15 protein-coding genes are annotated in these 13,559 nt (G+C 73.0%); 11 read left to right on the top strand and 4 right to left on the bottom strand.

Annotation, left to right across the window (positions count from 1 at the left end; genetic code table 11):
* The first annotated feature begins 105 nt into the window (after positions 1–105).
* From ACFFHU_RS12630 to ACFFHU_RS12605, 6 genes are all read left to right on the top strand, one after another.
* The gene (locus tag ACFFHU_RS12630) at positions 106–936 is read left to right on the top strand and encodes an alpha/beta fold hydrolase (RefSeq protein WP_377338408.1); all 831 of its coding nucleotides are present in this window, start codon (positions 106–108) and stop codon (positions 934–936) included.
* A 135-nt stretch (positions 937–1,071) separates the two neighbouring features.
* Positions 1,072–2,928, top strand: a complete 1,857-nt coding sequence (locus tag ACFFHU_RS12625; protein ID WP_377338406.1) for a DUF1996 domain-containing protein — start codon at positions 1,072–1,074, stop codon at positions 2,926–2,928.
* 260 nt (positions 2,929–3,188) lie between these two features.
* Positions 3,189–3,563: a YciI family protein gene (locus ACFFHU_RS12620; RefSeq protein ID WP_377338405.1), complete on the top strand. Its 375-nt coding sequence runs from the start codon at positions 3,189–3,191 to the stop codon at positions 3,561–3,563.
* A 125-nt stretch (positions 3,564–3,688) separates the two neighbouring features.
* The gene (locus ACFFHU_RS12615) at positions 3,689–4,933 is read left to right on the top strand and encodes an RNA polymerase sigma factor (protein ID WP_377338534.1); all 1,245 of its coding nucleotides are present in this window, start codon (positions 3,689–3,691) and stop codon (positions 4,931–4,933) included.
* Complete coding sequence (locus ACFFHU_RS12610; RefSeq protein ID WP_377338403.1) at positions 4,921–5,556, top strand: class I SAM-dependent methyltransferase; 636 nt, start codon at positions 4,921–4,923, stop codon at positions 5,554–5,556. Before ACFFHU_RS12615 ends, ACFFHU_RS12610 begins: the two co-directional genes overlap by 13 nt.
* A 52-nt stretch (positions 5,557–5,608) precedes the next feature.
* Positions 5,609–6,175, top strand: coding sequence for a GNAT family N-acetyltransferase (locus ACFFHU_RS12605; protein ID WP_377338401.1), 567 nt, complete (start codon positions 5,609–5,611; stop codon positions 6,173–6,175).
* A gap of 63 nt (positions 6,176–6,238) precedes the next feature.
* Here ACFFHU_RS12605 and ACFFHU_RS12600 read toward each other — a convergent pair whose 3' ends face one another.
* Together ACFFHU_RS12600 and ACFFHU_RS12595 are read right to left on the bottom strand one after the other, a co-directional pair.
* Positions 6,239–7,153 carry a hypothetical protein gene (locus ACFFHU_RS12600; protein WP_377338399.1) on the bottom strand — a complete coding sequence of 305 codons (915 nt, stop codon included), beginning with the start codon at positions 7,151–7,153 and terminating at the stop codon, positions 6,239–6,241.
* A 107-nt stretch (positions 7,154–7,260) separates the two neighbouring features.
* Positions 7,261–8,190, bottom strand: a complete 930-nt coding sequence (locus tag ACFFHU_RS12595; protein ID WP_377338397.1) for a LysR family transcriptional regulator — start codon at positions 8,188–8,190, stop codon at positions 7,261–7,263.
* A gap of 81 nt (positions 8,191–8,271) precedes the next feature.
* On the opposite strand from ACFFHU_RS12595, the gene ACFFHU_RS12590 reads away from it, so the two are divergent.
* The gene (locus ACFFHU_RS12590; protein WP_377338395.1) at positions 8,272–9,162 is read left to right on the top strand and encodes a DMT family transporter; all 891 of its coding nucleotides are present in this window, start codon (positions 8,272–8,274) and stop codon (positions 9,160–9,162) included.
* Between the two features lie 73 nt (positions 9,163–9,235).
* On the opposite strand, the gene ACFFHU_RS12585 is transcribed toward ACFFHU_RS12590, so the two are convergent.
* Complete coding sequence (locus tag ACFFHU_RS12585; protein ID WP_377338393.1) at positions 9,236–10,138, bottom strand: LysR family transcriptional regulator; 903 nt, start codon at positions 10,136–10,138, stop codon at positions 9,236–9,238.
* Between the two features lie 106 nt (positions 10,139–10,244).
* Here ACFFHU_RS12585 and ACFFHU_RS12580 point away from each other — a divergent pair, with 106 nt between their 5' ends.
* The 3 genes from ACFFHU_RS12580 to ACFFHU_RS12570 are packed head-to-tail and all read left to right on the top strand — an operon-like array spanning position 10,245 to position 11,749.
* Positions 10,245–10,745: a cysteine dioxygenase family protein gene (locus ACFFHU_RS12580; protein WP_377338391.1), complete on the top strand. Its 501-nt coding sequence runs from the start codon at positions 10,245–10,247 to the stop codon at positions 10,743–10,745.
* A gap of 13 nt (positions 10,746–10,758) precedes the next feature.
* Positions 10,759–11,256: a pyridoxamine 5'-phosphate oxidase family protein gene (locus tag ACFFHU_RS12575; protein WP_377338389.1), complete on the top strand. Its 498-nt coding sequence runs from the start codon at positions 10,759–10,761 to the stop codon at positions 11,254–11,256.
* A 34-nt stretch (positions 11,257–11,290) separates the two neighbouring features.
* Entirely contained in the window at positions 11,291–11,749 is a 459-nt protein-coding gene (locus ACFFHU_RS12570) for a VOC family protein (RefSeq protein WP_377338387.1), read from the top strand.
* Positions 11,750–11,773: 24 nt separating this feature from the next.
* Here ACFFHU_RS12570 and ACFFHU_RS12565 read toward each other — a convergent pair whose 3' ends face one another.
* A complete protein-coding gene (locus tag ACFFHU_RS12565; RefSeq protein WP_377338385.1) occupies positions 11,774–12,391 on the bottom strand; it encodes a hypothetical protein in 618 nt (205 codons plus the stop codon).
* 97 nt (positions 12,392–12,488) lie between these two features.
* On the opposite strand from ACFFHU_RS12565, the gene ACFFHU_RS12560 reads away from it, so the two are divergent.
* Entirely contained in the window at positions 12,489–13,523 is a 1,035-nt protein-coding gene (locus ACFFHU_RS12560; RefSeq protein WP_377338383.1) for a GlxA family transcriptional regulator, read from the top strand.
* Positions 13,524–13,559: the final 36 nt, after the last annotated feature.

The following is a 13,559-nucleotide window of genomic DNA, read 5'->3' as shown; positions in this document are numbered from 1 at the left end:
ACGAAGGAAGGGCCCCTTGTTATCGCTTTTTGTATAGGAAGGGCCCCTTGTTAACACCCGGGTCCGGCTAGTATCCGGCTCATATACGGGCAAAAGGGGGAAGCTGTGCCGTATCTATCCGTCGGGGCGGAGAACTCGGGAACCATCGACATCTACTACGAGGACCACGGCGACGGGCAGCCCGTCGTGCTGATCCACGGCTTCCCGCTCAGCGGCGCCGCCTGGGAGAAGCAGGTCACCGCCCTGGTGGCCGCCGGCTACCGGACCATCGCGTACGACCGGCGCGGCTTCGGCCGCTCCAGCCAGCCCGTGGGGGGCTACGAGTACGACGTGTTCGCCACCGATCTGGCCGAGCTGCTCACCGTGCTCGACCTGCGGGACGTGCTCCTCATCGGCCACTCGATGGGCACCGGCGAGGTGACCCGGTACCTGGCCCGGTTCGGCTCCGAACGGATCGACAAGGTGGTGCTGATCTCGCCGATCCCGCCGTACCTGCTGAAGAAGTCCGACAACCCCGACGGCGTCGACCAGGCCGTCTTCGACCAGATCAAGGCCGCCATCCACGCCGACCGGTACGCCTACCAGACGCAGTTCCTGCACGACTTCTACAACCTGGACCAGAACCTCGGCAAGCGGGTCAGCGAGGAGGTGGTCCGGGCCAGCTGGAACGTGGCCGTGGACGCCTCGCCGATCGGCACGATGGCCTGCGTGGACGCCTGGCTCACCGACTTCCGCTCGGACGTGGCCGCCATCGACGTGCCGGCACTGATCATCCAGGGCGACGCGGACCGGATCCTGCCGTTCCCCGCCACCGGCCAGCGGTTGGCCGAGGCCATCCCGGACTGCCAGCTCATCGTCATCGAGAACGGGCCGCACGGCATCCCGTGGACGCACGCCGACGAGATCAACCGGGAGCTGCTGACCTTCCTCAAGTGACCTTCCGGCGCCGCCGCAATTCTTACCGGGCGATGACGTACCGGCCGTCGACCGATCGCCGCGCCCCGGTGCCGCCGTACCCCGGCATGTCGGCCCCACTCCCGGTGGCCGCTCATGCAGGGAAGGCGGGAAAAGATGAGAACCCGGTACCGACGATCGAGATGGCAAGGTTCGCCGCTGATCCGACTGGCCCTGGTGGCGGTGGTGCTGGCGGCGACCGGCGCGCTGACGCTCACCTTCGTCACCAGCGGCGGGCGGGGCACCGCCGACGCGGCCACCAGTCCGGCCGACTTCCGACCCATCGGGCAGGTCACGCCCAACGTGGTGCAGCCGAAGACCGGCCCCGACGCGTCGACCGGCAGGTTCACCGTCGACTGCGGGACGAACGGCAACGGCAAGTTCAGCCCGGACAACCCGGTCGCCCAGCCGGGCATCAGGAACGGCGCCGAGCACCTGCACGACTTCGTGGGCAACCTCGCCATCACCGCCAACTCGTCCGACGCGGACCTGGCCGCCTCGGGCACCACCTGCCGCAACGGTGACAGGTCGTCCTACTTCTGGCCGGTGGTACGGATCGACCGGTCGGTACGGGCCACCGGTGAGCAGGTCCAGCAGGCTCTCGCCGCCACCCCGGGCGCCGTGGTCTGCCCGTCGGCGCGGACCAGAATGCCCGCCGTACCGGCAGCGGCGAAGGCGGTGGTCGATCGTCAACTGGCCCTCCTGGACCGGCTGCAGGCCGCCGCCGACCAGCGGATCGCCGCCGCCCGTGGCGTGGACACCCGGCTCAACAATGATCTGCTGCGGCGGCTGCGGGCCGGCCGCGTCCAGGCGTTGACAAGGATCAGCGACGCCATTCGCGCCGCCGGCGGGCAGCGCCCCGCCGGCATGGTCTCGCTCACGGAATGCGACGTCAGCTATGACGGCATCCACGCCCGGCTCCATGCCAACCACACCGCGAGCGCCCCGGCCGGCGGGGTGGCCAGCCCTCAGGTGCGGTGCCCCACCGTGCGAGACCGGCTCCCCGGGGTGCCCCCGCAGGCGGTGGCCGAGGTCAACCGCGGCCTCGATGAGCTCGACCGGCAGATCTCCGAGGCCAACCAGCGCCTGGTCACCACCCGGGGTCAGGGCGGCCCGAACTTCATCGACAACGCCATCCTCGGCCCGCTGGCGGCGAAGCGCGCCGCCGTGCTGGACCGGATCGCCACCTCGATCGGCCGTGCCGCCGCCCGTCTCGGCGGGCTCGACGCCCTCGCCGCCTGCACGCTCGGCGACGACCAGCAGAACGGCGCCGCCGGCGGCCCGCCGCCGGCCCCACCCACCGGCGCCGCGGCCACGCCGACCGGCGCCCAGGCCACGCCGACGGCCGCCCAGGCCACGCCGACCGCCGTCCAGGCCACGCCGACCGGTGCGGCGAGCCCGTTGCCCGAACCGCAGGGGCCGAACCTCGAACTGCCCAACAACACCGGCGGCATCGTGCGCCCGGCGTCCGTGCTCATCGAGTACCGCGGCAACGCCGTCGGCAAGGTCGTCCCGATGCCCCGGTTCCTGCGCGAGCTGACCGGCGACGCCAAGCCCACCAGCCGCGGCCCGGCCAACGCCCGCGCCACCTGGACCTGCTCCGGATTCGCCGACCGGCTCTCCGACAAGTACCCGATCTGCCCGGCCGGCAGCGCGGTCCAGCGCGTCCAGGACTTCCCGGGCTGCTGGGACGGCCGCAACACCGACAGCGCCAACCATCGCAGCCACGTCGCCTTCGCCGACAAGACCACCGGCGCCTGCCCGCAGGGCTTCGTCGCCATCCCGCAGCTGCGGATCACCATCTCGTACGACATCCCGCGCGACGTCCAGCTCAGGGGCCAGTACGCGCTCGACTCCTTCCCGGAGGAGAACCACAACCCGTTCTCCGACCACAACGACTTCATCAACGTCAACTCCGTCCGGACCATGCAGCGCATCGCCGCCTGCATCAACGCGGGCGGAAACTGCCGGTGATCCGGCGGCGGGCCGGGAGACCGCCCGGCCCGCCGCACCGACCGGACCAGCGCGCCCGGGCCGGGACTGCCGACCGCCGCTGTGGGGCACCGCCGCGCCAGTCGGACGACCCGGCAGGCGTCGACCAGGCCGTCGACGAGATCAGCCGTAAGCTGCGACCTTGCTCGGGCAGCGGATGTCGAATCCGCCGCGGCCCGATCGTATGGAGGGTGACCGGCCGGTCGTGCCGGCCGATCCACCGGTACGAGGAGGATGGCCGCATGCGGCAGTACCTGTTGAGCATCTACCAGCCCGATGGTCCGATCCCACCGCCGGAGGTGTTGGAGCCGATCATGCGCGACCTCGCGGCGCTGAACGCCGAGCTGCGCGCGGCCGGCGCCTGGGTCTTCTCCACCGCGCTGCACCCACCGGAGACCGCCACGGTGCTGCGGCCCGGCGGCGCCCCCGGGTCCGGGTCCGGCGACGAGGTGAGCATGACCGACGGGCCGTTCGTCGAGGGCAAGGAACACCTCGGCGGCTTCACCGCGATCCGCGCCGCCGACCTGGACGAGGCCCTGGAGTGGGGCCGCCGGCTGTCCCGGGCCAGCACGCTGCCGGTCGAGGTGCGGCCGATGCGGGACGACCCGGCCCGGTGAGGCCGGACCCCACCGACCGGCGGGAACAGCCCGACACGCCGCAACCGGCCAGCGGCCGGCGGGAGGCGCCGGACCAACAGCCGGACCAGCCGGACCCACCGCGACCGGCCGTCACAGCGGCGGACATCGAACGGGTGTTCCGCGCCGAGTACGGCCGGGCGGTGGCCGTGCTGGTCCGGGTGGTCGGCGACATCGACGCGGCCGAGGAGGCTGTGCAGGACGCGTTCACCGCGGCCGTCCGCCGCTGGCCGGAGACCGGCCTGCCGCCGAGCCCGGCCGGCTGGATCATCACCACCGCGCGCAACCGGGCCATCGACCGGCACCGGCACGATTCGGTACGCGCCGACCGGCACGCCGAGGCGGATCTGCTGCACGCCCCCGACGAGCCGCCCGAGGAGGGCGCCGTGCCCGACGACCGGCTACGACTGATCTTCACCTGCTGCCATCCGGCGCTCGCTCCGGACGCCCGGGTGGCGCTCACGCTGCGGCTGCTCGGCGGCCTCGGCACCGCCGAGATCGCCCGGGCCTTCCTGGTCGGCGAGGCCACCATGGCGCAGCGGCTGGTCCGGGCCAAGGCCAAGATCCGCGCGGCCGGCATCCCGTACCGGGTGCCCCGGGAGGCGGACCTGCCGGGCCGGCTGCGCGCGGTGCTCGCGGTGATCTACCTGGTCTTCAACGAAGGCTACGCGGCCAGCTCCGGCGATCTGCTGATCCGCGCCGACCTGTGCGCCGAGGCGATCCGGCTGGGCCGGCTGCTCACCGGCCTGATGCCGGACGAGCCCGAGGCGTGGGGCCTGCTCGCGCTCATGCTGCTCACCGAGTCCCGCCGGCCCGCCCGGACCGGCCCGGGCGGCGTCCTCGTGCCGCTCGGCGAGCAGGACCGCGGCCGGTGGGACCGGCCACTCATCGACGAGGGCCAGCGGATCGTCCGCCGCTGCCTGCGGCGGGACCGGCCCGGCCCGTACCAGATCCAGGCGGCCATCGCGGCCGTGCACAGCGACGCCCCGACGGCCGCGGCCACCGACTGGGTCCAGGTCCGGATGCTGTACGACCAGCTGCTGGCGTACCGGCCGGACCCGGTGGTGGCGCTCAACCGCGCGGTGGCGGTGGCCGAGACCGACGGTCCCGGGCCGGCGCTGGCCCTGGTCGACCGCCTGGACCTGGCCGGATACCACGTGTTCCACGCCGTGCGGGCGGACCTGCTGCGCCGGCTCGGCCGTACGGTCGAGGCCGCGGCGGCATACGAGAGGGCGGCGGCCCGCGCCGGCAACGCGGCCGAACGCGACTTCCTGCTCGCCCGCCGCGCCGCGCTGGCACCCGCGGCCGGGGACCTCGGACCGCTGCCCGGCCCGGCACAATGCTCGACATGACAGTGCGCTACGACGAGGTGGTGGGGCCGCTGCGGACCGCGTACGACGCGGGGGCGGCCGCTCGCGACCGGGTGGACAAGGAGCCGTGGAAGCTGGCCGAACGGCAGGGGTTCGCCGACCGGCTCTCCCCGGGCGCACGGCTGCTGGAGATCGGCGCCGGCACCGGGCAGGACAGCGTCCACTTCCAGCGGCAGGGCTTCGAGGTCGTCGCCGCCGACCTGTCCCCGGAGATGGTCGAGCGCTGCCGGGCCAAGGGCATCGAGGCGTACGCCATGGACTTCCTGCAACTGGAATTCCCGGCCGCCTCGTTCGACGCCGTGTTCGCGATGAACTGCCTGCTGCACGTGCCCAACCACGACCTGCCCGAGGTCCTCGCGACGATCCGGGCGATCCTGCGCCCCGGCGGCCTCCTCTTCATCGGCGTGTACGGCGGCGGCGAGAGCGCCGAGGGCCCCTTGGTCGGGGACGATCACGTCCCGCCCCGCTTTTTCTCCTTCCGCACCGACGAGCAACTGCTCGGCTTCGCCACCGACCGGTTCGACGTGCTGGACTTCCATCCGGTGGTCGTCGACCGCCACCGCCGGTTCCAGTCGCTGACGCTGCGCCGTCCGGGCTCCGAGTAGGCGCCGGTCGAAACGAGAGACTCTCCCGCCCCGCGATGACCGAGGAGACCCGATGACGCCCCTACGGCTGCGTTCCGCCACCGTCGCCGACGCCGACCGGGTGGCGGCGCTGCACGCCGACAGCTGGCGCCGGCACTACCGCGGCGCGTACGCCGACGCGTTCCTCGACGGGGACGTGGTGGCCGACCGCCGCGCGGTCTGGTCGGCCCGGCTCGCCGTCCCGGCCGGGACCGCGACGATTCTCGCCGAGCGGGACGACCGGCTCGTGGGCTTCATCCACGCCGTGCTCGACCAGGATCCGCGGTGGGGCACGCTGATCGACAACCTGCACGTCGGTCACGGACACCAGCGCGCCGGCGTCGGCCGCCGGCTGCTGGCCAGGTGTGCGGACGCGGCGGCTGCGGGGGCGGCTCAACCCGGGCTGTACCTGTGGGTGCTGCGCCAGAACGCCGCCGCGCTGGCCTTCTACCGCCGGTGCGGCGGCGTGCCGGTGGAGACCGCACCCGTCCCGCCGCCCGGCGGGCACCCTGACCGGCTCAACGGCAGCCCGGAACGCCTCCGGATGGCCTGGCCGGACGCCTCCCGGTTGAGCGACGCGCTCGGCGCCGCGCCGTCCTGACCCGCTCACCCGGCGCGCCCGCCAGCCGTCCTGACCGCTCGCTCGGCGTCCGGGTCTGACGGCTCAGCCGCGGCGCACCGTCAGGGTGGACACCCCGCCCGCGGCGTCCACCTGGACCCGGTCGGTCGACCTGTCCCACGCCGGCTCCTGGAAGACGGTTCCGGCGGCCACGCCCGACCGGGTGTCCCCGTCGACGTCGACCGCCCCGGCGCCGGCGCCGATCCGTACCCGTACCGGCGTGCCGCCCGCCGGCCGGACCACGAACTCGCTCGCTCCGCCGCTCATCCGCACCGTGACGGTGCCGTCCGGCCGCGGCAGCGCCACCTCGATCCGTGTGGCGCCGCCGACGAGGTCGACCCCCGCCGCTCGCCCGCCGCTCAGGTCGACGACCTCCTCGATTGCGCCGCCGCCGAGCCGGACCGTCCACCGCGCGCCGCTGTTCAGCACCACGTCCACGTTGGCCGGGCCGGTCAGGCCGGTGCCCACGAGCCGGGCCCGCACGGTGCCGCCGTCGACCGTGGCGGCCGGCCGGACCCGCGAGCCGTCCGGAGTGGACAGCCGGTACAGGTCGGCGCCGATGTCGTCGGCGCGTACCCGGATCCGGTCGGCGCCGTCGGCCAGGTCGAAGGTGGCGTCCCGGCGGCCGTCCCCGGACCCGGTCGCCGGCCCGCCACCGGCCGCCGGGCCGTTCCCGCCGGCCGCCGGGCCGGACCCGCCGGGTCCGGGCGTGCTGGGCAGGGCGGTGGCCCGCGCGTCGGCCGAGCCCACCCGGCGGCCGGACGGCGGCGCCGGCTCGGCCGGCGCGCCGCGGCCGGTACGGTCGTCCAGCCGCCCGGCGTCGACCGGCCCGGATCCGTTCCTCCCGGACCCGTCACCGCCCCGCCCGTCCGGCCCGGTGCACCCGGCCAGCAGCACGCCGACCAGTACGGCCAGCCCGCCGCTCACCGACCGCGCTGCGGTACGCCTCCGCAAGCCCATCGACGCCTCCTCGATCCCGCCCGGCTACCACCCATGCCCCGTTCACCGACGCGGCACGCCGACGAGATCCCCTACCGTCATCCCACGGACGGATCGGCCGATCGGTTCTACCGGCCGCCCAGCGGCGCGGGCGCAGCGGCTCGGGACGGCTCGCCGGACGCACAGGTACGCAGCACGTCGAGCGTGCGTTCGACCGCTGGCGCCGACTCCACAGAGGTTTGCACGAGCGCATAGATCGTCCGTACCGGGGTCGGGGCCACCACCGGCACGACCGCGACGCCCGGCGGCAGCTTGGCGGCGCCAAGCCGGGGCAGCACGGTGATGCCGATGCCGGCTGCGGCCAGGGCGAGCGCCGTCGGATAGTCGTGCGCCTCCACCCGGAACGACGGGCTGAATCCGGCGGCCTGGCAGGCTTCCAGCAGGATGCGCCGGCACCAACCGCGGGCGAAGTCGTTGTCGACCCACCCCTCGGCGGCCAGCGCGCCAAGCTCGACCATCTCCGCGCCGGCCAGCGGGTGGCCGGCGGGGACGACAGCGACGTAGGGGTCATCCAGCAGGTGGTGAGCGCGCGCCTCCCGCGTTTCCCGCAGCGGCGGCGTCCCGACGACCAGTTGCACGTCCGGCCGCTGGCCAGGACCGGCGGTCAGGTCGTCGCGCAGTTGCAGGTCGAGTCGCAGATCGGGGAACTCCCGCAGCAGCGTCCCGGTGACCCGCGGCAGCCAGGCCGCGCCGACCGAGGCGAAGTAGGCGATCGACAGCGAGCCCGTGCGGCCCTGCCGCAGATCCGCCACGAACGCCTCGATGGTCCCCAGTTGGGCGAGCAGCCCGTCGACCTCCCGGGCCAGGGCCCGGCCGACGGCGGTCGGCTCGATCCCGCGCCCGCTGCGGGCCAGCAGCGTCAGGCCGGTCTCCCGTTGCAGGGCACTGACGTGCTGACTCACGGCGGAGGCGGTGTAACCGAGGTTTGCCGCGGCGGCGCTGACCGAACCGCTGGCGACGACGGCCCGGAAGACCCGCAATCGATGCACGTCTAGCATGAGCTGACCGTACAGCAGCGCTTAACTATAGCCAAGGAAGTTTTGCTTGTGCTGATGGCTGGACGGGTCAACGGTGGGGGCATGACAACCGTCCTCCCGGCGGCCGAGACCGGCCGCAAGAGCGTCCTGCCACTGCTCGCCGCGGCAACCACGATGATCCTCTGGGCCTCCGCCTTCATCGCCATCCGCTCGACCGGGGCACACTACGGACCGGGGGCGCTGGCCCTCGGTCGCCTGCTCACCGGGGCGGCGGCGCTCAGCGCGGTCGCGGCCCTGCGGCCGCGCAGCATCCCGCGCGGCCGTGCGGCACTGCTGGTCCTCGCGTACGGGGTCCTCTGGTTCGGCGTCTACGCGGTCTTCGTGAACGCAGCGGAGCGGCATCTGGACGCGGGCACCACCGCGCTGGTCGTCAACGTCGGCCCGATCCTCATCGCCGTACTGGCCGGGATCTACCTCAAGGAGGGCTTCCCCCGCAGCCTCATGCTCGGGTTGGTGATCGCGTTCGCTGGCGTGGCCGTGGTCGCGGCGGCCACCTCCACCGGACGGCATGACCCGGTGGGGGTGTTGCTCGCCCTGGGCGCCGCCGCCCTCTACGCGGTCGGGGTGCTGCTGCAGAAGCAGGCGCTACGAACCGTCGACGCCTTCACCGCCACCTGGCTCGGCTGCGTGGCCGGCGCGGTGGCCTGCCTGCCGTACGCTCCCGCCCTGATCCGTGACCTGACGGCGGCGCCGGCCAGCGCCACCGCCGGGGTCGTCTACCTCGGCCTGTTCCCGACCGCGATCGCGTTCGCCACCTGGGCGTACGCGTTGCAGCGGATGAGCGCCGGCCGATTGAGCTCGTCGTCCTACCTGGTACCCGGCATCGCGGTCCTGCTGTCCTGGCTGTTGCTGAGCGAGGTCCCGCCGCCGGCGGCCCTGGCGGGCGGGGCGCTGTGCCTGGCCGGCGTCGCCGTGGCCAGGTGGGGCAGCTGACGCAGCTCGCGAAATCGGCGGGATGTCCCGGGAATCGGTGCGCTCGTGCGGCATGCGGGTCCGCTCCCGGGCATCACGCCGGGCCGGCCGGCTGTCGGGTCAGCTCGCCCGGTCGGGTCTCCTGAACGGCGTGGCGCAGGGCGGCGACGAAGGCCGACGTCGCCGGCGGATCGGGCGGGTCGCCGTAGGTCGCCAGGTCGACGCGCCGCCGGAACTCCGGCACCACGCTCGCCTCGATTCCCGGCGCGCGGTGGGTGCGCAACGCCAGCCCCGGCATGGTGGTCACGCCCATGCCCGCGGCCACCAGCGCCTGCTGCACGATGATGTCGTCGCTGGTGTACGCGATGGGCGGGACAAAGCCCGCCGTGCCGCAGGCGTCGACGAACTCGCGGCGGCAGTTCTCGCAGCCGGCGATCCAGGCGGAGTCGCGATTGCCGGCCAGGGTCTGGCCCGGTTCGAGGCTGAGCAGGTACATCGGGTCGTCGAACAGGTGCGCGACGCGGACGTCGTCCGGGATCGTGTCGCCGTAGCGGAAGACGACCGCGACGTCGACCTGCCCGGCCCGCAGTTGGTCGAGGGCCACCCGCGGGTGGGCCTCGACCAGGTGCAGCTCGATGCCGGGGTGCTCGCGGCGCAGGGTGCCCGCGGCGTGCGGCACCAGGGCGGCGAGCGCCGACTGGAAGCCGGCGACCCGGACCCGACCGGTGCGCAGGCCCACCATCGCGGACAGCTCCGCGGCGGCCGTGTCGACCCGCCCGATGATCTCGGTGGCCCGTCGCGCCAGGTGCTCGCCCTCCGGGGTGAGCCGGATGCCCCGGCCGACCCGCTGGACCAGTCTGGCCCCGGTCTCGGCCTCCAGCCGGGCCACATGGTGGCTCACGGCGGGCTGGGAGTAGTTCAGCTGCCTGGCCGCCTTGGTGACCGAGCCCTGGGCGGCGATCGCCGCGAGAACCCGTAACCGCAGGATATCCAGCACATATAAAGGATACGCATGGGTTCGCCCAAGGATTGTCATTGGACGAATGGATCGACGCACGAGACGCTGATCAGGACGAACCCACAGCACGAAGGAGGACGCCGCCATGATCCGCTCACTGGTGCGGCTCACCGATCTCGTCGCGTCCGTACGCCAGGCCGTCGACGTACGGACCGACTGGGCCGGCACCGCGGAGCTGGTCGCCGACCAGCTCCGCGCGCACCTGCCCGGCCCCGAGATCCTGACCATCGATCAGCGTCGCGGCCGGCCCGACCGGGTCGCCGGTCACCTGCTGCACGCCGAACCCGACGGCGCGTTCTCCATCCTCGGCCTGGTCTGGCGCCCCGGCCAGACCACCCGGATCCACGATCACCTCACCTGGTGCGTGGTGGGCGTGCTGTCCGGGGTCGAGCACGAGGAGCTGTTCGACGAGGCGCTCGACCCGATCGGCGTACGCGACAACCCGCCCGGCGCGGTCGGCGGCTTCGCGCCGCCCGGGGACATCCACCGGATCCGCAACGTCGGCCACGAGACCGCCATCAGCCTGCACGTCTACGGCACCGACATCTCCCGGGTGGGCTCCAGCGCCCGCCGGTTCTACAACTGAGGAGCTGCCAACCATGGACCAAAACGCCGTCGAAGAGGTGCTGAACCACCCGCTCAGCCAGGAACTGCTGGCCCGCGACCTGGCCCGGCTGGCCTTCGTCGCGCTGGACGGCACGCCGCGGGCCATCCCGATCGGGATCGTCTGGAACGGCTCGCAGATCGTGATGTGCACCGCCAAGAACGCCCGCAAGCTCCCGGCGCTGCGCCGCAACCCCGCCGTCGCGCTGACGATCGACACCGAGTCGCACCCGCCGAAGGTCCTGCTCATCCGCGGCCGGGCGGAGCTGGACGTCGTCGACGGCATCCCGGACGAGTACCTCCAGTGGAACGGCACCTACGAGATGACGCCGGACCAGCGCGCCGAGTGGGAGAAGGGCGTGCACGCCCTGTACGACGGCATGGTCCGGGTCGTCGTGAAGCCCACCTGGGCCAAGCTGATCGACTTCGAGACGACCATGCCCACCGCCATCGCCGAGCTGATGCAGCGGCAGCAGGAACGCCAGCGGGCCTGACCACCCCCCACGGAACCCCGAACAGGAGATCATCGTGACCCACGTCGAACACACCCGCACGCTCCCGCGGATGGACAACATCGCCATCGTCGTCGACGACCTCACCGCGGCCACGGCGTTCTTCGCCGAACTCGGGATGGAGCTGGAGGGCGAGGCGACGCTGGAGGGCACCCTGGTGGACCGCCTCATCAGCCTGGACGGGGTGCGGACGGACATCGCCATGATGCGCGCTGCGGACGGCCCGGGCCGGATCGAGCTGACCAGGTACCACGCGCCGCCGAGCCCGGGCGGCGACCAGCCCAGCCCGGTGCACGCGCTGGGCGCGCACCGCATCATGTTCGCCGTGCACGACATCGAGGAGGTCATCGCCCGCCTCAAGCCGCACGGTGCCGAACTTATGGGCGAGGTGGTGCGGTACGGCGACAGCTACCGGCTCGCCTACCTGCGCGGCCCCGCCGGCATCGCCGTCGCGCTGGCCGAGCAGCTCGGCTGACCCGCGCCTGCCCCGACAGGTCACTCAGCTCATGGTCGCCAGCACCAGGATCCCGAGGCCGAGTGTCAGGTCAAGCACCCCGCACCATTCGGAGAAGGATCTCGTGACGATCCTGTTGGCCCGCCAGTGGACCGCGTCCCAGGCGGCGTGACCCAGCAGCCCGGCAGCCAGCAGGTACGGTCCGATGCTGGAATGGGTCGGCGCCGAGATCAGGCCGAGCGCGACGAACCCGAGCGCGGCCGGTGCCTGCAGTCGGCGCAGTCCAGCGCCGCGCAGCTGCCCGCCGATCAAGCCCACCACGGCGAGGGCCGCGGTAACGACGACGAACACGGGCCGTGGGTCGATGTCGAGCAGCTTGAGAACCACCACCGTGACCACGAACCCGACCAACACCGGCCAGGTGCAGCGCACCCGGTCGGTGACCGCCATGAAGAGGTAGGCGCAAGCCGCCAGGACCAGAACCAGCGCCAGTTCCGAGCCATCACCCACGTCCGGAACGGTGACAGCCGCTAAGGCGAGCGCCAACCACGTCGGCCAGCGATGGCCGACCAAGGAGGTGGCGCGTTCCCATGCGGTCCGTCGACGCGGGAGGGTGCCTTCGGCCGGGTTTGTGACCGTGCCCGGCACGGCAGTTCGCCTCATGCCCACACCGTCTCCTCGATCGACACGCCGAGCCAATACCGCAGCGAGGCATGTCCGGAACTGTGGGGTGCCGGTCCGTTCGGCCTAGGCTCTGGCCATGGATCAACGTCCGGTCGCGATCGTCGGCTACGACGGCGCCGAACTGCTTGATATCGCCTGTGTGACGACGAGCTTCGGCATGGCCAACGCGACCGGCGGAGTACGGAAGCCGTACCAGGTCATGGTGGTCAGCCCCGGCGGACAGCCGATCTCCTGCGGGCCGGGTGTGTTGCTGCACAGCGGCGAGGCCCTCGAACGGCTCACCGGCCCGCTCGACACATTGATCATCTCCGGTGGCCTCGGCCATGCCGACGCCGCGACGAATCCCCTGGTCGTCGCCCATGTCCAGCGACTGGCCAAGATCAGCCGCCGGGTGGCCTCAGTCTGCACCGGCGCCAGTGTGCTGGCCGCCGCGGGGCTGCTCGACGGCAGACGGGCGACGACCCACTGGCGTTTCGCCGATGCCCTCGCGGCCAGGTACCCGCGGGTCGAGGTCGACCCGGACCCGATCTACATCCGCGACGGCATGATCTCGACCGCGGCCGGGGTCACCAGCGCCCTGGACCTGGCGCTGGCCTTCATCGAGGAGGACCACGGTGTCGACGTAGCCCGGATGCTCGCCCGTGAACTGGTGACCTACCTGCAGCGCCCCGGTAACCAGGCACAGATGAGCATGTTCACCGCCGGGCCGTCACCCGCCAACCCGGCGGTCCGGCGGGTGGTCGAACACGTGACCGCGAACCTCCGTGGCGACCTCAGCACCATGGCCCTGGCCGGCGTGGCCGGCGTCGGCGCGCGCCACCTCACCCGGTTGTTCCTGACGGACGTCGGGCAGACGCCGGGCCGCCATGTCCGGCACCTCCGCACGGAGGCAGCGGCACGCCTCCTCGTCACCACATCGCTGCCCCTGGGGAGCATCGCCGAACAGTGCGGCTTCGGCTCGACCGAGACGCTTCGCCTGACCTTCCTGGGGCGGTACGGGATCCCCCCATCCCGGTACCGGAGCATCCACCGGGGCACGGACACGACCGTGGCCACCGTCCCGACAGGCTCGCTCGAACCCGGCACCGGGACGGCGACTCCGACCGCCTGACGGCTCTCGCCAGCGGAGGTCGTCGCGGATATCGTT

The sequence above is a fragment of the Plantactinospora siamensis genome (genome assembly GCF_042434095.1).
GTDB lineage: Bacteria > Actinomycetota > Actinomycetes > Mycobacteriales > Micromonosporaceae > KBS50.
Note: the sequence above shows the minus strand (reverse complement) of the source record. Positions and strands in the feature narration are given on the sequence as shown.